Origin of the sequence: Oxynema mangrovii CENA135, from assembly GCF_016632315.1 — a bacterium.
GTDB lineage: Bacteria > Cyanobacteriota > Cyanobacteriia > Cyanobacteriales > Laspinemataceae > Oxynema > Oxynema aestuarii.
Window position 1 is genome coordinate 834,900 of sequence record NZ_JAEOXH010000002.1, and the last position, 19,717, is coordinate 854,616.

The window sequence follows — 19,717 nt, forward strand, 5'->3', positions numbered from 1 at the left end:
GGTCAGCAAAAGGGCAAAAGTTCGATCGCTCGGGCTTTTGCCTTTTTTCAGTCCGGTTTCACCGTTCGCTGACTTGCGATCGCAAGTATAGTGCGGGGTCTTCGGCGACCCAACCGAGATCGGAGTTGGAACGCACTTCAAAGTGCAGGTGGGGTTCGCCGACGTCGGGACTGCCGCTCGTGCCGACGCTGCCGAGGCGATCGCCGCGTCTCACTTTCTGTCGCAAGCTGACTTCTATATTTTGTAGATGAGCGTATCGCGTTTGCTTGCCGCCGGGATGGTTGATCACGACTAAGTTTCCGTAAGCGCCACGATCGCTGGCGTAGGCGACGATGCCTTCTTCTACGGCTAACACCGGGGTTCCCGCGTCCGCTTGCAAGTCGATCCCACTGTGAAACACCACCTTACTGTCCTCTCCGGCGACCCGCCAGCCGTAAGCGAGCAAGGTTTGGCCAGGTTGGGGGAGGGGATAGCCGTCGAGGGTGGCGTCGGCGTCGGTCGCCGCTTCCGGCAATCCGGTTTCCGGGGAACTCGTCGGCGACCAGTTGACGCCGGGAATGAAGGCGACGGCTTGCGGCGCTTGGCAGCCGTTGACTTCAAACAACACGTCCGCTCTAACATTGTATGTCGAGGCCAGTTCGGGCCAGGTTTGTCCCGGTGTGACGTTGACGGTAATGCCGTTGTAGGGGGGGATTTTCAGTTCCATCCCCGGTTGCACTCGACCGCCGCGCAGTTGGGGGTTGAAGCCGATCAACGTGGCTGGAATCAGGTTATATTGTTCGGCGATCGCTTCGAGGCTTTCTCCGGCGGCGACGGTATGGCGTTGGATGCGATCGAGGGCGGGAGCCGGACAGGCGGAGGGGGTCGCCGACTCGTTGGGATTGGCCGCGATGGGGGCGATCGGCTCGGCCAACAGCAGCACGCTCGTGCCTAAAATTAAGCGATGGAATAAACTCATAACAGTAATTTGAAAACAAACAGACTTTGCAGTTTGCTGCAAGGATCGGCCCCTTTTGCAGGACATATTTTGTGAATTTTAACCGATTACAATCATTTATTCCGCTCTTGTCGCGGCTTCTGCTCGCCTCGATCTTTCTCAAGTCCGGGATCGAGAAACTACTCGACCCCACGGCGACCCAAACCTATATGCAAAGCAACGGCGTTCCGGGGATCTTGCTGTGGCCGACGATCGCCGTTTTATTGGCCGGAGGTTTATCGGTCTTGTGCGGTTATCGCGCAAAATGGGGGGCGTTATTGCTCGTCGGCTTTTTAATCCCGACAACCCTGATTTTCCACACAAATTTTAGCGATTCTAGCCAACAAATTCAGTTTTTTAAAAACCTGGGATTGATGGGAGGGTTGCTGATGGTTTCGAGTTACGGGTCGGGACCGTTCAGTTTGGACGATCGCCTCTAGGGTTCGTACTGATTGTAACTCCCAAATAAATAAGCGGGAAGGGCGATCGGGGATTGTTCTCCGGCGGGCGATCGCCCGGTTCTCAAATCCAAGCGGGACGCTTACATCGAAGACTGCCGTTTTTTGCGAAACATTCCCGTCATTTCAATTCCGGTAATCAATAAGGAAAGCAATCCCATCCCGATAACTAAAACATAAATCGGTCTTAACCGATTTCCTAGAAACGATCCTTGGTGAATATCCATCAATCGATCCGCGATTCCTTCTGGAAGTCCCAACCAACTTTCTCCCAAACAATAGCCAATTCCTGAGATCGCCACTAAGGCTAAGGGGATGAAAAATAGGGGGGCGAGACGGCGGTGAATTTGACGGAAATTGAGAGAGTTAGCAGCTTTTGCGCTTCGATTTCCCCGAAACCATCCGGTCAGGGTCAACCCGGTGGCGATCGCCCCGAGTAATCCCAACCCCACGAATAACACGTAAACGGGGGTGAGGGCATGGCCGAGATATTCGCCTTGATGGACGGCCATGAGCAAATGACCCGCCCTTCTCGGTATTGCAAACCAACTTCTACCGATGCGATAACCGATTCCGGTTAAAGCACTGAGCAATAAGGGAACAAAAACGATCGGGGCAATGGTTCGGTGGAGTTTGCGAAAAGCTGCTTTATTCATAATTTCAGATCGGTTTAACTCTCTTCGTCGTCGGACCCGTCATCTTCGTCGTCGAAGTCTTCGCCGTCATCTTCGTCGTCGGACCCGTCATCTTCGTCGTCGAAGTCTTCGCCGTCATCTTCGTCGTCAGAACTGGCGTAAAGATCGAGATCGGCGGGAGAATAAGCGTTAGCAGACGCGGGGTTAAAGATGCTAACGGGGAATAAGAATCCGGCGATCGCCAAACATAAAACAACTAGCGAACGCCAAAGTCCACGATGATTATTCATCATTGTTGTGCCAATGTAACTCAAAGAAACTGTGGATAGCTCTTAAAATTCTGAGAAGTTAAAACAAGACACGCGAACACCCTGATTTTGCAGTTGAAAGGGTTCTCTAGAATTTCTTGAATTGGCGAGATTATAGCTCAAAAAAAAGAACTGGGGAAGAACACTGTGTTTTTCCCCAGTCAAGAAGATTTGGCTGTTCGAGAGTTTATCTATTGCTAAAACAGATCGAGGGGGAGACGATCGCCGTTCGCTTCAATGTCCGAGAGCGTCGCAAGTGCGGGGGTGGAAGCGGCGAACCCTTCGACTCCATTGGGCAGAAACAGGGACAGATCCTCCGGCGAACTGCCACTAGACGCGGCGGCGAGGTCTGGAAGGCGATCGCCGGGGACGGCAGGGGCGATCGGCATGGCCTCGCTGGCGATCGTCGTACCGCCCGTGGTCAGGGGGTCGGCGTTGTCGCTGGCGAATTGAGCTGGGTTGGTCGTCGAACCGATGAGGGGGTCGTTGGCAACTGGGGCGGGAGGATTGGCCGGACGGGGCTGACGATTTTCAAATTGTCCGAAGGCAATAAAGTGGAAAAAGCCACTGTTGAAGGTGCCCCGATTGACGGCTGCGGCGACATCGGGATTATTTTCAAGATAAAAATTACTGTTAAAGTTCGGACTCGGATTGCGTCCTTCGCGAGCTCCGAAGGAGAAGAAATGCTCGAAGCCACTCAGAAACTGCCCGCGATTGACGGCTGCGGCGACATCGGGATTGTTGGTTAAATAGAATTGTTCGCTATAAAAAATGGAAGGATCTCGTCCTTCGCGTCCGCCAAATTCTTCAAAGTGATCGTCGGCATCGCCACGAAAGCTTCCGTTACGAATGGCTTCGGCGACATCGGGATAAGTGGTGAAGTAAAACCGGGGTTGGACGAGGCGATCGATAAAGCCGTCGATGCGATCGAAGAAATCGTCGTCGAAGTCATCGTCGTCGAAGTCATCGTCGTCGAAGTCATCGTCAAATAAATTATCGTCAAAGTCGTTTTCAAAAAAATCGTCGTCGTCAAAAAAATCATCGTCCAATGGTGCGGTTGTGGTTGAAGGTTCGGGGACGGATGAATTGAAAGATGAAAGGGTAAAAGTTGGGGATGGAAAGTTAGATTCCGACATTGTTATTTTCTTGTCGCTAAAACTCGATAACAATCCCCGATCGGGGGGAATGGTTTGACGATATCGAAAAAACGTAAAGAAATCGGAAAGATGCCACGATCGCTCGGCGATCGCGGGACAGGCTGGCGACTTCATCGAAAGGGGTCGAAGGTGGAGCGACGATCGCGGCGCACGGTTTAAAGATGTTGGTTGAGCCGATATCCCAAACCATAGACGGTTTGAATAAAATTAGAAGGTGCGCCTGCGGCTTGCAATTTTTTTCGCAAACTCCTGATGTGAACTTTTACGGTTTCTTCGCCGGGAGGATCTTCAAAAGACCACAATCGATCTAAAATTGCAGGGCGACTGAATAAGCGCCGAGGATGGCGTAAAAATAATTCGAGCAAGCTATATTCTTTGGGAGTCAGGGGTAAGGCGACCCCGTTATATTCGCTTTCGCAACGGTTGGGATCGAGTTGTAACAAGCCCCATTTGAGAATGAGGGAAGGGTCGCGATCGCCCCGTCGCAATAAGGCTCGAATGCGGGCGAGTAATTCGGGTAAATCGAAGGGTTTAACGACGTAATCGTCGGCGCCGACGTCTAAACCTAATACTTTATCTCGACTTGTATTTTTGGCGGTCAAGATTAAAATAGGCGTGCTTTTTCCGGCGGCTCTCCAGCGTTGGGTGAGGGTGATGCCATCAATTTTAGGCAACATGACATCGAGCAGGATTAAGTCATAAGTAAAAGCACTGGCAAGGCTCCACGCTCTTTCGCCATCCCCGGCTATTTCTACGGTGTAATAGCGATCGCGTAGGATCGATGCTAAGGTTTCGGCGATGCGATTGTCGTCTTCAACTAACAGGATTTTCATCGGGTGTTTCAAGGCGAACGGTTCGCCACTTGACGGTGTAATTTCCCCGGCGACTCTAACCCCGTTTTTATCTCTTTTTTAGAATAACTGAAATTTGGATCGAGGGTTCGCGATCGCCCCGGAGGCGATCGCCAAATTACAGTAAGAGTGCAGTACAAAATACTGACAAAATAAAAACAAAACACAGACAATTTTTACGAATTTGTGTCATTACATGTGTAGTGAAAATTTTGAAATTGGCTCGGGATGTGGTAGTTTGTTTTAGATTGCGATAGTTGTATCTAATTCCAGCAATTTTCAAGGATTCCGCGATCGCTCCAGCGCCACCAACCCTAGAAATGACGGGGATTGAAGGCGATCGCCCTTTCGGAAGCCCTCCTAGGGAAGCCGACAGGAAACTCCCCTCTCGCGACACGAGTTTTTTTCCCGGTTTTCCGGGGCGATCGCACGGAGTTTCCCGAACCCCACTCACCTCGAATAAGCTCCTCTGCGATCGGCTGATGAGGGGCAAGGCATCACGGTAGATACGGCCAAGTTCAAAAGCACAGTACGCTTCCCCATTATTTTGTTCTTTGATTGGCGATCGCGCGGGAAAACGCCTGCGAAGCTTTTAGGATCCGAGGCGCTGTTGCAAGATGAGTTCGGCGATCGCCAAATCTACGGGGGTGGTGATTTTGAGGTTGGTTTCTTCCCCGGGGACGATTTTGACGGGCAAGCCGTTTTTTTCAAATAAGGCGGCGTCGTCGGTGACTTGCCATCCTTCCCGGCGTCCGCGATCGTGACAGTTTTTGAGGGCGGCGACCTCGAAGCCTTGCGGGGTTTGCGCCGCCCACAAGTTACGGCGATCGGGAGTTTCGCGGATCAGTTCGTCGGTCGGATCGACGATTTTAATGGTGTCTTTGACGGGAACGGCGGCGACGATGCCACGGCAGTGACGCAGACTCTCGGCGCAGCGATCGAAGAGGTGGGGAGTGGCTAAGGCACGGGCGCCGTCGTGAATGAGAACCCGTTCGGCGCCGTCGGGGAGGGCTTGTAAGCCGTTGTAAACCGATTCTTGGCGGGTGTCTCCCCCGCGAATGAATTCGACGGGTTTGGAAGGGGGTTCGGCGGCTAAAATGGCTTTGAAGTCGGGCCAATCTGTAGGCTGACCGATAATGCCGATCCAACTAATTTGCTCGGCAGCATTGGCCGCCTGTAGGGTCCAGGCGAGGAGCGGTCGGTTGCTCAACTGCAGCAGGAGTTTGTTGCGATCGCTGCCCATCCGTCGCCCCATCCCGGCGGCTGGAATCAATAAATGCACGGCGGTTCCTCTTCAATTTGGCCTTTGCGATTTTAGCCGATTTTGCACGGGAGAACCGGACGGGGGCGCTTTGCCAACGGTCCGGCGTTCTGACAATTTTTGATGGAACAGTGGTAGTTCGTCGGCTTAAATGTTGTACAGTGAAGCTGTTCAGTAAGCTCACTTAACTGAGATGCGAATACTGGCCCTTGTCCCAGGCGGAATTGGCGACCAAATTTTATTCTTTCCCACTTTAGAAGACCTCAAGCGGTCTTACCCCAACGCTCGAATCGATGTCATTGTAGAGCCTCGGGCGAAGGATGCCTATCGAGTGTGCAAGTTCCTCCACGACAAGTCACTCCAGGTCCTGCCCTTTGATTTTGTCGATCGCAATGGCTTGGCAGATTGGGGCAACTTGTTGGGTGTCGTTCGCGATCGCGAGTACGATGCGGTTTTATCCCTCGAACGGCGTCCCCTGTTCAAGGTCTTACTGTGGCTCTCGGGGATTCCTACCCGGGTCGGCTATCGCGATCTTAGTGTTGACGACTGGTTTCTCAACGCTGCGGTCGAACTAAAAACCGAGCAGTATCTTCCCCTCGTCAATCACGACCTCTTGCAAGGTTTGGCGATCGATACTCCCTGCCCCGACCTCTCGGTGACCTTGCTCAAAGAGGATCTCAATTGGGCCGAAGCGGAACAAGACCGACTCGGCGTTAAAAATAGCGGCTATATTCTCGCCTATGGCGGTTCGGGCGCCCTGTGCGAAACTCAGGGTCGTGACGGGATTTACCCGGTCGAACAATGGCAGCAGATCGTCGAGCAAATCCAGCAGCGACAACCCCAACTCCCGATCGTCTGGATCGAAGAACCGGAAGACCGCGAGTTTTCCCAGCAGTTGGCGGCGGCCTGTCCGGGTTTGAAGGTGACCTCAGCTCCGGATATCGGTAAGTTAGCCGGGATAGTCGCCGCCGCGAACTTGATGCTGTGTACGGATAGCGTTCCCCTGCATTTGGCGGTAGCCTTGCAAACTTACACGATCGCCCTGCTCGGCCCGACGACGGCTAAAAAACGGCTTCCCAGTCCTACAGACCGAGGTTCCGACGCGGAAGTGCGTTTTCTCAGCATTCAATCGCCGACGGGAAAAGTGGCGGATATTTCACCAGAAACGGTTTTGGACAAAGTTTGGGGGTCTTGACGATTCGAGGGCGATCGCCTGTCCTTGGTGCCGGAGGGTTCTGCGCGCGATCGCTGCGAGTTGTCCGACACCCCCGATGCGATCGCGAGTTGTCCGCTTGGGGGGACAGCTCGCCATCTGGGGGATTAATACGCCCCTTCTTTCCCGAGTACGACTTTAATCGTTTGGAACAAGATTTGAAAGTCCAAAGAGACAGACCAATTTTGAATGTAAGTCATGTCCAAACGAAAGACATCTTCAAAATCGATAATGTCCGAACGTCCCGAAACTTGCCACAATCCCGTAATTCCGGGTAAAACTTCGTGACGCATGTGATGGTGTTCGGAAAAGCGTTCGACGTCGCGCAAGGGAAACGGACGCGGACCGACTAAACTCATTTCGCCGATCAAAACGTTAATAATTTGGGGCAGTTCGTCGAGACTGTAGCGCCGCAAAAACCGTCCGACTTTGGTAATGCGAGGATCTTCTTTCATTTTGAACATGATCCCGCCTTTCATTTCGTTCATCTCTTCGAGTTGTTTTTGCAAGCGCTCGGCATCGACCACCATCGTCCGAAATTTCCAGACTTTGAATTCCCGTCCTTTGACACCAATTCGCGTCTGTTTGTAGAAGATCGGACCGGGAGAATCAATTTTAATCGCGAGGGCGATCGCCGTTAAAATCGGGCTGGTCGCCAATAAAATTAAACTGCCCGCGACCAAATCGAATCCGCGTTTGATCCAAAAGTCTCCACCGATAATCGGTGGCGATCTAAATCTCATGGTGGGTAAGCCATTAACCATCTTAATTTCAGACCATTGGATCGGCAATTCCAAACCCATTGGTAAAATTCTTAGATGGATGCCCGCCGTTTTTAGTTCCCAGTAGAGAGAAACCTGCTGTTTGACGGAAAGATGAGAACAAACAAAGACTTCACTAACTTGTTTGAGGCGCAGTTTGTCGATTAAAGAACTCCAATCTTCCTCTTGGCGAAGCCCGATGTCTTCAGCATCGCAAATGACATATTGCTTGGTTTTTTGGATTAATTTTTGGGCTTCTTCAATGTCGGGGGCTTGCCCTACCAAGCTGATTCGTTGCCGGATCGCTCCTTTGTGGCGTAAATTAATAATAGTTAGATGAATAATTAAGCGCTCGCTAAATACGAAAAGTAAGTTAAAAATCCACGCGAGTAAAAAGGTGGAGCGAGACGCTACGGCTTCCGGTTCGTAGAGGTAGCCGACAATGAGTAACACGCCTTGAGCTAACGTCAAAGATTTAATCAAACTGAAAAAATCCCGACGGCGATCGTCGGTTCCGTACAGCCCGGAGGCCCATAAAATACCGATCGTGATGACCATAATCGGTACTAAAAATCCCGGTTTGCCGTCTAAGTTCCACAGCAGGCTAAAGCCCCCTACTGGCGTTCCCCACAGATCGGCTAAATACCAAGCGGCGGCGATCGTCAAGCTATCGACGATCGCCAGGACGGCGACTCTTAACCAGCCAATTCCCGTCCCGCGACTGAGTTGGGCAATGATCGGAGCGCGTATGTCGAGCTTTTGTTTGTGCATGGTCTTGCCGTATGCACCAAGTAGAGAGGAAACCCCACCTGGTCGTCAATAATTAATGAATTTAAGAGTGTCCGATATAGATGCAACCCACTGTCTAAGACAACTCTCCCCATCCTGACACATAAGGCTCCCCGTTCTCGCCGGAAAGTTAAATTCCAATCCAGCCCTAGTATAGTCCAAGGGAATTTCAGACTTTCGCCAATCGTTAAGTGTTCAAAGTCAAGGAGAATTCCGGTCGATCGTGGCCAGGTCGTTCGGATTGACGGGGTTTGAAACTTGGCGATTGCACCCGGCTAAATCCAGCCTCGCCGACGCCGATCGCGGTCGATCCGTGTCTCTTTATTGAACGGACGAGGGGATGGCGATCGTTCTGAGACAAGCCATCTAGCTCCGCATAGAAATTCCCCCGATAATATTTTCACATTTTTAAGTGAATTGTCCATAGACTGAGGGTGAAAACTTCACGAGAAATTCAAATTTTTAAACTTTCCAGGCGATCGCTCGATCGCGAATGCCCTTTGTTCGCTCAATTCTGAGTGAAGTTCGCCCCCGTGGATGGCGCAAGCGCGTTCGATCGATCGAACTTCGACGATCGCCTTCCCTGTCGCCCCATCGTTCTTTTAACCCTAGCCAGATTGTATTTTTTTAGAGGGAATCGTTGCGATCTATCCCTTTTGCTCTGCCCTTTGCTAAAGCGATCGCATTCAGTTCGTAGCGATCGAAAAGTTTACCGTTTTCCTTCGACAATCGATAATTATCTATTTCTCCCTAAGTTCTCGACCAAAGCGAGTGGGTTACGGCGCGATCGCCCCGATGCTCGCACATTTTATCGCGTCAGCCAGTCCGATAGAGAGCGACCCCGGGGACTGGCTGGAAAACCCTTAGTCGGGAGCTAATTCACTGTTAAATTCGTTGAACGATCGCTTTTTCAATTCCTGAGATGCGTCTCTCGGAACTAAATTGTAAAGTTTACGTAAAACCCGATCGACTTCCCCAAAATCAACCTGTCCGAGACCGCTATAAACCTTTTTCCCCGATTGGTCAAAAACCACGGTTTGTGGAACCACCCCTTCATAGTAATACCCCGCATCATTGGGAGTAAAACTCGCTTCAGTCGTAATCGCATCCACGTTTAAGGGCAAAATATCTGCAGCGCGACCGTAATAGGCTTGCAACTGAGAAACGACGCTGGCAAACTGTTTGCAATCCCGGCTGTCATCCAGGTAAAACACGATGATGGTTGCCTTATCGTCCCGTTTGAGCGCTTGAGGAAAAGTGACTTTAGGCGGAACTAGGGAGCCATTCCCACCGTAAAGCGCGTAGATATTGCCGTCGAAGCGATCGTCATTGAGACTCGCACGAGCTGATGGGGCGCCCGCAAACCACAGCAAAAGCGCGATCGCGATCGCCGCCGACAGACGACTGGCTCGCCATCGGGGTCGTCTCCACCACTGGAAACCCTGATTTTGCAGGCGATTGAGGCTCTGCATCCAACTGAGGCACGCGCCACGCAACCGAGAAAAGATCATAAAACTCGAAATCGAAGACTAGCAGGACTGTTAAGACTGACTGTATCAAGTTTTGCCGAGCTGTGGATCTCGACCGCCACGATTTCCCCCCCGAAGGCGATCGCCACGTCGGATCGACCCCCCTTGTTTTGGTGTTGACTTTATCTTCAACTTGAGTTACACTGAGCTTGCGCGTTCTAACTCGTAGCTTTCATCAACTGGGTAGACTTTCCGAGCGATTCTTGCTAAGAAATTAGCAAGGCGCTCGGTTCTTTCGTGGGTGCGAACCGTGGAAATATAAAAGTTGAAACCTTGAAAAACTATTGCGTCCCTCCCATGAGATCGGGATGTTTCTTTCGGAGATATTCAAGAATTTTTTCGTGATTTTCCTGTTGCAAACATCGAGTCACCATCGAACGCGGTCGTACCCGATAGTCAAAGACAATTTCGGGAAGGCGATAAAACTGCCATCCCCGACCTAACGCCGTCAACCATAAATCCCAATCTTCAAATCCGAGTCGATTGGGAATCGCCGTATCGTAACCGCCGCAGCCTTCCCACAATTGCTTGCGAAAAACGGCACAAGCATCGATATAATTGCTCTGTAAAAGGCGATCGCGATCGAACGCCGGAACGTGCCAAAGAGCTTGGCGATCGCCGAAAAACTGAACGTTCCCATAAACTACGCCAATTTCTGGGGAAGCATCGAGAATATCGCGCGCCAAACGCATGTAATCCGGTCTAATTCTATTGTCCGCATCGACCGGGAGAATATAGCGACCACTCGCCTCCCGAATTCCGCGATTTCTCGCAGCAGCTAAACCTCGATTTCTTTGATTAATCACCCAATATCCGTGACGTTCTAGATATTGCAAAACCTCTAAAGTGAGGGGTTCGGTCGAACCGTCATTAATAATAATTAATTCCCAATTCACCTCGACCGAGGCTTCAATACTGGCGATCGCATCTAGAATAAATTCCCCTTGATTAAAACAAGGCACGATCGCCGATACATCGATAAGATCTTCCATTTTGATTGAAGAAAATTACATTGAATGATTCTCGAATCGGAAGGCTATCACTATCAGATCCAAGTTGTAAAATAGATTGATAACCAGTCTTCCCCTGCTGATTGTATAGGGCGATCGGTCATGCTCCCGACCCTGAGAATCCGCCAACTAAAGAGGTTAGCCGATTCAAACTTCCGATTGAATTCCCGTCCCTAGCTGTCTTGCGATCGTTGAGAACAAATATATATTATCACTCCACAAACCATGAATCAATCTCTAAATTTTTATAGAGATCCTTTATATCTTAAAGTCTTAGCTGCCGATCGCGCCGGATATGAACAGATAGCCCTCAAAGGGTATCGAGAATTAGTCGAGCTTTATCCCAACTCAGCCGATCTGTGGTTGGAGTTAGGGCGATTGTACCAACGTTTGCAACACCACGATCGCGCCTTAGAAGCGATCGAAACATCCCTAAAGCTTTCTCCTAACAATGCCAATGCTTATTATCAGCTTTCTGTGAGTTTAAGTCAACTCAGCTACCTGCAAGATGCGATCGCGGCGGGTTGGGAAGCGCTCCGTTTAAACTCGCAATCCATAGAAACTTATCTACATTTAGGATATCTGTTATTAGAAACGGGAGAATTTGAACGATCGGAGCATATTTATCGCCGCGCGATCGCGATCGCACCGCAGCATTATCAAACTTATTTAAATTTAGGACATCTTTATCTCATTCGAGAACGCACCGACGAGGCGATCGCCCTTTACCAAAAAGCATTACAATTAAAACCGAGAGATCCGGATATTATTTACAATCTCGCCCTCGCTTTGAGTGCGACGGGTCGAACAAATGAGTCTATTCTGTATTTTGCTTTTGCCGTTTATCGCCGTCAACAATATAACGAAGCGATCGCCTATTTTTGTCAGTATTTAGATACCCAAACTGGAGAGATTGAATCTTATCAAGCTCTCGCTAATTGCTATCAAGCGTTAAATCGGATTGACGATTGTTTGAATCTGTATCAAACGGCGATCGATCTCTATCCCCATTCTCTCGATCTTTACTTGAGTTACTTGTTAAGCTTGCAATATTTCGGGCAAAGCGAGCGCGCGATCGCGGCGATCGAACAGGCGGATCGTTATTTTGCCGATTCGCTGATTTTAAAACTGCAAAAAATCAGACTTTTACCGATTCTGTATCGATCTCAGAAAGAGATTGAAACTTGTAGAAACCGCTTCAATCGAAATCTCAATCAAATCTTCTTTGAAATTCAAACAATTTCCGAGTTAAACACTCAAGAAGCTTTGCAGGCGATAGGAAGCGGCACCAATTTTTATTTACAATATCAAGGACAAGACGATACAGAAGTGCAAAGTAAATACGGTCAACTTGTCCATCACATTATGAAAGCCAATCATCCTCAATGGGTGGAAGAGCGATCGCTACCGCCACTGACTCCAGAAGGTAAAATAAAAATCGGTTACTTATCGTCTTGTCTGCAATGGCATACTGTGGGAATGGTGTTTTTGGGTTGGTTAAGAGAAGCCAGTCGCGATCGATTTGAGATCGCTTGTTACGATATCGGACGAAAAACCGATAAATTTAATGAATTATTTCGACTGTACAGCGATCGCTTCTACCAAATTCCGAATAATTTAGAGGCGATCGCCACAAAAATCACCCAAGATTGTCTGCATATTTTAGTGTTTCTCGATATCGGTATGTATGCGCCGATGACGCAATTAGCGGGGTTACGACTGGCGCCAATTCAATGTGCAGCTTGGGGACATCCAGTAACATCAGGTTCGCCGACAATGGACTATTTTATTTCGGCGGATCTGCTCGAACCGGAAGACGCGCAACAACATTATACGGAAACGTTAATTCGTTTACCCAATATCGGAATCTGTTATCCAAAACCGACGATTCCACCGTTGAGGCGATCGCGGTCGGAGTTTGGGGTCGAAGAAGAGGCGATCGTTTATATTTCTTGTCAATCTTTATTTAAGTATTTGCCGCAATATGACTGGATTTTTGCGGAAACTGCACGACAAGTTGAGCGCGCGCACTTTATCTTTTTCGGACATCCGAGTTCGGCGATTTCGCAACAGTTTCGCGATCGCCTCGATCGCACCTTCGATCGCGTCGGATTAAAGTTTGCAAATTTTGGGAAGATTTTACCCCGTCAAAGTCAAGTTAACTATTGGAATTTACTGTCTATTTCCGATGTTGTTTTAGATACGTTTGGGTTTACCGGGTTTTTAACTACCCTAGATGCAGTAGCTTTAGGATTGCCAATTGTAACGCGATCGGGGTCGTTTATGCGATCGCGCCAATCGGCGGGTATTTTGAAGAGATTGGACTGTCCGGAAACGATCGCCGCCGACGAACAAGAGTATGTAGAAATTGCGGTTCGTTTGGGATTAAATTCGGATTGGCGAAATTCTCTAACTGAAAAAATAAAACGCAACGGCGCTCACGTATTCGGCGATCGCGCCGGAGTGGCGGGATTGGAACAATTTTATCGCGATACAGTTCGAGAAAAATGGGTACAATAGAGGTCGGAATCGAATCGTAAATCTTTCAAGGGATTGTTATTAATAAATGCAATTGATGGAATTTATGCTATTTTCTACTCAGTCAGAAACTCGATGACGAGTTAAGACTTCTGATAGTTATGGCATTTCTAAAAGTACATCGGAAAAAGACAGTGGAGTAGGGGTGAAAAATTTTCACCCCTACCTTCTCAGGCTTGATGTATTTACAATTGTTATAAGTTGACCGTTCTGACGTCCCAATTGTTCTTAGGGAAATCGTTTACTTTTAGTTGAATTGATGAGAATGATGGAAACTAACTCGCAATCGAATCACTTGCAATCTAAATGGAGAATTCCGCCTCAATTGGGGTGGTTGTGTCTGTCGGCAATTTTATTATTATTCGGACAAGTGCGTTTAGACGCGGCGGAAAATGGGGATTTCACCGCGCAATTGCAGACGATTCAACGGGAAAAAGGGGTTAAACGACAACAGGCGATCGCCACCTTGCGCGCAATGGGGTCCCCAGCGATCGCGCAACTGGTGGAAGCGTTACGCCACGAGGACGCCACGATCCGCAGTAGTGCGGCGTTTGTCCTCGGTTCCTTCGGTTCGGAAGCGGTGGCGGCGATTCCGGAGCTGGTCAATACCTTGCATGATAAAAATAAATTTGTGCGAGAAGATGCGGCGGCGGCACTGCGGCGCGTGGGAGAAGCGGCGATCGCGCCGTTGACGGCGGCCCTCGCCGACGAGCGGGTTGAGGTGCGCCGTTGCGCGGCTTTTGCCCTTGCGGGGATAGGGAATTCGGCGGTTGAGGCGATCCCGGCGCTGTTGGCGCAACTCGACGACGAGGACGAGCGCGCGCGCTTCCACGCGGCGATCGCCTTGCGGGCGATCGGCCAACCTGCCGAGGTTGAATTAATGAAAGCTTTGCAAGATAAGAGCGAGCGCGTCCGTCGCGGGGCCGCCTTTGCTCTGGGAAAAGTCGGATCGCCGCACGTGATTCCTTTGAGTGAAACCCTCACCGAGATCCAACTGCGCCAAAAAGTCGGCTTTGCTTGGGAAAGTTTGGCGCAACGGGGCCAAAACGAGCGGAGTAAAGAGGAGAATAAAGAAGAGATTGAGGGCTGTTTTCCGCGTAGTTGCGATGAAATTAGCGATCCGGAGCGGATGCATCCCGAAATTTGTCAGTTAGCTCCCGAAACAATGAAGGAAGGGGAATTGCCGGAAATTTGCCGGGGATTGCCGAGTCTGGAAGATTTGCGCCTGACGCCGCCGACGAAACCGCTTCCGGATGAGGAAATGCAGCCGAATCCGTGCGAGGTGTCGCCGGGAATTTGCCAGCTCGATCCGAATTTGGACGATTCGCCGAATCCGTGCGAGGTGTCGCCGCGATCGTGTGAGACGCCGGGAAAAGGGCTCAAAGGCTTGTTGTAGTTCAGTTGGAGAAGGGAGGCGATCGCCTGTTCGATTCCGTCTTCGCAGTGAAGTGAGGTGGGTTCGATCGGGTCATCGGGGCGATCGCCCGTTTTCTCAATCGAAGTGACTCGGTATAATTGAAAAAACCACGATCGAAGAGTAATGAGAGACAGCCACGAACGCCCCAGTCCCTCGGACGCGGTCCTCGGCGGTCAAAATCGCGTCCCGCGAGGTGCGATGGTTCTCGGCGGCGTTGAAGGAGTCCGGCGACGGTTATCGAGTCCCCGGGTCGAACATCGAATTGCGGCCCTTTACGAAGCGCTCAATTGCGGGACGGACGGGTTGGATTTAATTATCGAACGCTTGCACGATCGCTCGTGGAAAGTCCGTCAGGCGGCTTATTCAATTTTGGAAAAACGCACGGAAACCCAAGCGAGACAAGCGTTACGCCGCTACGATTCTTATAATAATTGCTGGCAGACGTGGCGATCGATGGGTCGTTTGGGAGGGGTCGATCATGTCGATACGATGATGTTGGCGTTGGAAAACGATTCCAATCACGCTACGGGAAAAGCGATCGAGGAATCTCTCGATTTAGTCGAAACGATCCAAGGACAAAATCGTCTCAAGGATTATCTGTTGAATGGAACGCCGATTCAGCGCAATTATGCGGCGAGTTATTTTAAAAAAAAGGGCGGTTTGGATTTTAGAGTTTAGGGTTTAGAGTTTAGGGTTGAGATTGGCGAAAGGGTATTTGTTGTTACCAAGATTTAAGAGGATGCGATCGCGATCGCCGATGGGTAGCGATCTCGATCGCCCTCAGTTTTGTGTTGCGATCGCGTTCGTTTTGAAAAAGCTTTCATACGATAGAAATACATAGATCGATTGAGGTGTTTGAGATGAGCCAGATAGATAAAAAACTTCGTTCTAACCCGTTTTTAACCTATCGCGATCCGGTCAGTGGACGCTGGATCGTCGTGCGGGCCGATCGCCCTCGCCTGGTTTAATTCTCTTTTTTGAAAACTTTTTTAATAATAAAGAAGGTGCGATGGTCACAGGCTCGCACCTTCTTATTTTTTCGCCTTTTTTGCCCTTTCAAACGGGCGATCGCGGCGGCGAATCCGCTCTAGATTCCTCTATTCGATCGAGGCGGAATTGAGGCGATCTCGAGCCCGAACGAGTGCCTGCCGGACTTGCTCGAAACCCGTTCCCCCGTAGCTGTTGCGCGCGGCGACGACTTGTTTGGGGGCGATCGCCGCGTAAATATCCTCCTCAAACGCCGGATGCAACTGCTGCCATTCGTCGAGGGTCAAATCTTTTAATAATTTCCCGGCGGCGAGGGACGTTTTCACGACTTTACCGACTAGATTATAAGCTTCGCGGAAAGGAACCCCTTTCGCGGCCAAATAGTCGGCGACATCGGTCGCATTGGCAAAATCCGAGGCGACGGCTTCGGCGAGGCGATCGCCTTTAAACTCCAACCCTTCTCGGAACAAAATCGTCATCGCTTCCAGACAGCCTCGCACGGTTTTGACCGCATCGAATAAGGCTTCTTTATCTTCTTGCAAGTCTTTGTTATAGGCCAGAGGTAACCCTTTCATCAACACGAGCAAGCCTTGCAAATGGCCGAAAACGCGCCCAGTTTTACCGCGTACCAATTCGGGAACGTCCGGGTTTTTCTTCTGCGGCATAATGCTCGAACCCGTGGAACAACTATCTTTGAGCGTCACGAAATTAAACTCTTCCGAGGCCCATAAAATCACTTCTTCCGACAGGCGCGACAGGTGGACCATAATCAAGCTGGCGGCGGTCAGAAACTCGATCGCAAAATCGCGATCGCTCACCCCGTCGAGACTGTTGGCGTAAATGCGACTAAACCCGAGTTGATTCGCCGTATAGTGGCGATCGATGGGAAACGTGGTTCCGGCTAAAGCGCCACAACCGAGGGGAGAAATATCGATGCGTCGGTAGACGTCTCCCAAGCGTTCCCAATCGCGAGCGCTCATTTCCACATAAGCGAGTAAGTGATGGGCCAAACTGAGGGGTTGGGCCCGTTGTAAGTGGGTGTAACCGGGAATGAGGGTTTCGATGTTAGCTTCGGCGAGATCGAGCAAGACTTGTTGAAACTCGACCAATTGAGTGCGAACGTGGCGGACTTGTTCGCGCAGGTAAAGCCGGGTATCCGTTCCCACTTGATCGTTGCGCGATCGCGCCGTATGCAGCTTTTTACCGACATCTCCGGCAATTTCCGTCAGACGCCGTTCGACGGCAAAATGAACGTCTTCATCATCGACGCCGGGTTTAAACAACCCTTGGCGGTATTCCCGGCGAATTTGCTCCAACCCCTGAATGAGTTTTTCCCCTTCTTCCGGGGAAATAATGCCCGTTTTCGCTAGCATTTTGGCATGGGCTTCGGATCCGGTGATATCGTATTCGATCAGTTCGATATCGAAGCCAATACTCGCATTAAAACGGGCGATCGCCGGATGTAAGGCCGATTCAAATCGCTGACTCCAGGTTTTTTGTTCGCTCATGCTCCCACCAAAAATAATGTTTAGAGTTTTTTTTGTTCGCTCAGAGGCGATCGCCCCCCAAAATAGGCAAAAACCCGCTTCCTCTGGAGAAAACGGGTGTGAAAAACGGGGTTCGGTTCGCACCTGTTGCCATCGTCAACCCTCAGTTGTCCATCTCTCCCAAGCGTTCAAGTTCCCGTAATCCCTCGGAAGACGTAGCCGAGGATCGCGCCGATAATCAACGCCCAAATTTGTCCGGTTTTGACAAACGTCGTCCAGGCGCGTTGAATCCGACCGAGCATATCCGGATCGTTCACCTGTTGGGCCAGCAGCGACGGGTCTGGAAAGTGGTACGCATTCAACACAGAGAGCCACTCTCCCCAGTGAATGGTGCTAGCGAGATCGCTCGCGAGTCCGTGCAGCAGCAAGATCATGATTTTTTCCCCATCTTGGCAAAAATTTGCATCTGCATAGCAGTATGGATCGCAACTGTCCCCACTGAAAAGTTATTCTTCGGCGCTACTCGGGTCGATCTCCACCGTTTGCGGATTGACGCCTTCCTCCTCGGGGATTTCCGAGGGCGATCGCACCTGCATCACGATTAACGTCATGTCATCCGTATTGCTGTTGTGCGGACCGATAAACTCGCCGACGCGATCGAAGAGATAGTCTAAAATCGCTTGCGGACCGTGGCAATGCTTGCAGGCCCATTCAAACGCCGCGACCAAGTTCTCCTCGTCGAACCGATGGCCGTGTTGGTTCACCGCATCGGTAAACCCATCGGTGTAGTACATAATCGTATCGCCGGGATTGAGTTGGACTTGTGCTTCCTGATACTGCGTGTCCGCATCCAAACCGATCAGCATCCCCAGGGTATCGAGGCGATCGATCTGACCCGTAGACGCCTGCCACAATAACGGCGGATTGTGGGCCGCATTGCTATACGCCAGGGTTCGCGTTTTCGGGTCGTATTCCGAATAAAACAGGGTGACGAAGCGATTGGAATTCTCCAAATCGTTATACATGACCCGGTTGAGGTGCTGCAAAATCCGTCCGGGAGAGTGACCGTTGAGCACTTCCGCGCGCAACATACCTCGGGTCATGGTCATGATCAATCCGGCGGGAACCCCTTTCCCCATGACATCGCCGATGGCGATACTCCAGCGTTCCGCCGGGTTACCGCCATTGTGTTTCGGCCCGACTAAATCGTGACTCGCGGGGATGAAGTCGTAGTAGTCGCCGCCGACGCGATTCGCGGTTTTGCAGGTGGCGGCGAGTTCGATCCCTTCAATGTGGGGACACTGGCGCGGGAGTAAGCGTAGTTGGATTTCGGCGCCGATTTCTAACTCGCGGTCTAAGCGTTCTTTCTTGCGTAACTCGACGGAAAGTTCGTCATTTTCGATCGCCACCGCCGTTTGATCCGCCACCAAGCGCACCAATTTTTGACGGGTGGTGGTCCAGGTATAGTCCGGATCTCGGCTGAATACGTAGAGGCGCCCGCGTTCGCTATTTTTGACTAAAATCGCCGTTCCGAACAGGTGAACGTCCGATCCGAGATAGTTACTCAGTTGATAGTCGAGGGTGGCGGTCGGCAAGGTCGGGGATCCGTTTTGTCCCCCGGGGGTGCTCATCTGTCGGGTCGCCGTTTCGATCGCCTGTCGGATATCCTGACATTCCTGCCCTTCCTGACAGTGCAGCCGTTGCAATCTCAGTTGTCCGTTCGGTTTGAACAGCACCAAGGCCCCACCGTCGGCATCGGTGACGCGGCTGGCGACGAGGGGAATCAATTCTAAAAACTGATTGAGGTTGTTAAAACTGCGAAGTGCAAATCCCAGAGATGAGAGTAAATCTTGAACCTTATTTTGTTCGCGATGTAAACTCGCCACCAGTTCTTTGAGGGCTACAACTGGGGTAACTTCGGTAGGGGAACCGTTCGGATTGGCACTGCTATCAGCAGACCCAAAAGGCTGTCTTGGAAACGGCACAGCAGTCATTCAAATAAGCTCTTTGTCAGTTATCGAAAATCAAAACATAGCAAATCGAAGGTGGAAAGTTTTACCGGAGTCTTTTTACCCGTAACCTTTCTAGTAATTGTCAATTCTTTCAGGTAAATGACAATCTAGTAGATTCGGAGTTGACGCCGGAATGTACGGTTTTAGGGTGTACCTCATGACGATCGCAAATGCCATACCTTCCTTTCCCTTGAGAGTTAGGTTTGAGGGAGAGCGGATTGATTTCACCACGAACATGCGAACGCCCTTTTTGGCGATCGTGGCGATCCTCCTACGCACAATTGGGTTTAATTCTAGCAATTTAACTTTTGAGGGGTTAGGGGAGCTA

The 19,717-nt window shown here is 50.6% G+C and carries 18 protein-coding genes; 5 read left to right on the plus strand and 13 right to left on the minus strand.

Annotation, left to right across the window (positions count from 1 at the left end; genetic code table 11):
* Positions 1 to 58 precede the first annotated feature (58 nt).
* Positions 59 to 958 (minus strand): LysM peptidoglycan-binding domain-containing M23 family metallopeptidase, encoded by a 900-nt coding sequence (locus tag JJD41_RS17275; RefSeq protein ID WP_200668755.1) that lies wholly within the window; start codon positions 956 to 958, stop codon positions 59 to 61.
* Between the two features lie 71 nt (positions 959 to 1,029).
* Between JJD41_RS17275 and JJD41_RS17280 the strand changes: the two genes are divergently transcribed.
* Positions 1,030 to 1,416 (plus strand): DoxX family protein, encoded by a 387-nt coding sequence (locus tag JJD41_RS17280; protein WP_200668756.1) that lies wholly within the window; start codon positions 1,030 to 1,032, stop codon positions 1,414 to 1,416.
* Between the two features lie 101 nt (positions 1,417 to 1,517).
* Here JJD41_RS17280 and JJD41_RS17285 read toward each other — a convergent pair whose 3' ends face one another.
* The 6 genes from JJD41_RS17285 to ispD form a co-directional block, all read right to left on the minus strand.
* A complete protein-coding gene (locus JJD41_RS17285; RefSeq protein ID WP_200668757.1) occupies positions 1,518 to 2,090 on the minus strand; it encodes a PepSY domain-containing protein in 573 nt (190 codons plus the stop codon).
* A 14-nt stretch (positions 2,091 to 2,104) separates the two neighbouring features.
* Positions 2,105 to 2,359: a hypothetical protein gene (locus JJD41_RS17290; protein ID WP_200668758.1), complete on the minus strand. Its 255-nt coding sequence runs from the start codon at positions 2,357 to 2,359 to the stop codon at positions 2,105 to 2,107.
* Positions 2,360 to 2,574: 215 nt separating this feature from the next.
* Entirely contained in the window at positions 2,575 to 3,426 is an 852-nt protein-coding gene (locus JJD41_RS17295; RefSeq protein ID WP_200668759.1) for a hypothetical protein, read from the minus strand.
* Positions 3,427 to 3,689: 263 nt separating this feature from the next.
* On the minus strand, positions 3,690 to 4,367 hold the full coding sequence (locus JJD41_RS17300; RefSeq protein ID WP_200668760.1) for a response regulator transcription factor: 678 nt from the start codon (positions 4,365 to 4,367) through the stop codon (positions 3,690 to 3,692).
* Between the two features lie 8 nt (positions 4,368 to 4,375).
* Positions 4,376 to 4,552, minus strand: a complete 177-nt coding sequence (locus JJD41_RS17305; RefSeq protein ID WP_200668761.1) for a hypothetical protein — start codon at positions 4,550 to 4,552, stop codon at positions 4,376 to 4,378.
* A gap of 425 nt (positions 4,553 to 4,977) precedes the next feature.
* Entirely contained in the window at positions 4,978 to 5,667 is a 690-nt protein-coding gene (ispD, locus tag JJD41_RS17310) for a 2-C-methyl-D-erythritol 4-phosphate cytidylyltransferase (RefSeq protein WP_200668762.1), read from the minus strand.
* 172 nt (positions 5,668 to 5,839) lie between these two features.
* Between ispD and JJD41_RS17315 the strand changes: the two genes are divergently transcribed.
* A complete protein-coding gene (locus tag JJD41_RS17315; protein WP_200668763.1) occupies positions 5,840 to 6,841 on the plus strand; it encodes a glycosyltransferase family 9 protein in 1,002 nt (333 codons plus the stop codon).
* Between the two features lie 125 nt (positions 6,842 to 6,966).
* Here JJD41_RS17315 and JJD41_RS17320 read toward each other — a convergent pair whose 3' ends face one another.
* The 3 genes from JJD41_RS17320 to JJD41_RS17330 form a co-directional block, all read right to left on the minus strand.
* On the minus strand, positions 6,967 to 8,391 hold the full coding sequence (locus tag JJD41_RS17320) for a sugar transferase (RefSeq protein ID WP_200668764.1): 1,425 nt from the start codon (positions 8,389 to 8,391) through the stop codon (positions 6,967 to 6,969).
* An 881-nt stretch (positions 8,392 to 9,272) separates the two neighbouring features.
* A complete protein-coding gene (locus tag JJD41_RS17325; RefSeq protein ID WP_200668765.1) occupies positions 9,273 to 9,881 on the minus strand; it encodes a thylakoid membrane photosystem I accumulation factor in 609 nt (202 codons plus the stop codon).
* 338 nt (positions 9,882 to 10,219) lie between these two features.
* Entirely contained in the window at positions 10,220 to 10,930 is a 711-nt protein-coding gene (locus JJD41_RS17330) for a glycosyltransferase (RefSeq protein ID WP_200668766.1), read from the minus strand.
* Between the two features lie 243 nt (positions 10,931 to 11,173).
* Here JJD41_RS17330 and JJD41_RS17335 point away from each other — a divergent pair, with 243 nt between their 5' ends.
* The 3 genes from JJD41_RS17335 to JJD41_RS17345 all read left to right on the plus strand — a co-directional run bounded on the left by JJD41_RS17335 (position 11,174) and on the right by JJD41_RS17345 (position 15,581).
* Entirely contained in the window at positions 11,174 to 13,468 is a 2,295-nt protein-coding gene (locus JJD41_RS17335; protein WP_200668767.1) for an O-linked N-acetylglucosamine transferase, SPINDLY family protein, read from the plus strand.
* Between the two features lie 283 nt (positions 13,469 to 13,751).
* Positions 13,752 to 14,882, plus strand: a complete 1,131-nt coding sequence (locus tag JJD41_RS17340) for a HEAT repeat domain-containing protein (RefSeq protein ID WP_200668768.1) — start codon at positions 13,752 to 13,754, stop codon at positions 14,880 to 14,882.
* A 144-nt stretch (positions 14,883 to 15,026) separates the two neighbouring features.
* On the plus strand, positions 15,027 to 15,581 hold the full coding sequence (locus JJD41_RS17345; protein ID WP_200668769.1) for a hypothetical protein: 555 nt from the start codon (positions 15,027 to 15,029) through the stop codon (positions 15,579 to 15,581).
* Positions 15,582 to 16,000: 419 nt separating this feature from the next.
* Here JJD41_RS17345 and argH read toward each other — a convergent pair whose 3' ends face one another.
* The 3 genes from argH to JJD41_RS17360 form a co-directional block, all read right to left on the minus strand.
* Entirely contained in the window at positions 16,001 to 17,398 is a 1,398-nt protein-coding gene (gene argH, locus JJD41_RS17350; protein WP_200668770.1) for an argininosuccinate lyase, read from the minus strand.
* A 167-nt stretch (positions 17,399 to 17,565) separates the two neighbouring features.
* Entirely contained in the window at positions 17,566 to 17,811 is a 246-nt protein-coding gene (locus tag JJD41_RS17355) for a hypothetical protein (protein ID WP_200668771.1), read from the minus strand.
* 72 nt (positions 17,812 to 17,883) lie between these two features.
* Positions 17,884 to 19,371, minus strand: a complete 1,488-nt coding sequence (locus JJD41_RS17360) for a GAF domain-containing SpoIIE family protein phosphatase (protein WP_200668772.1) — start codon at positions 19,369 to 19,371, stop codon at positions 17,884 to 17,886.
* Positions 19,372 to 19,717: the final 346 nt, after the last annotated feature.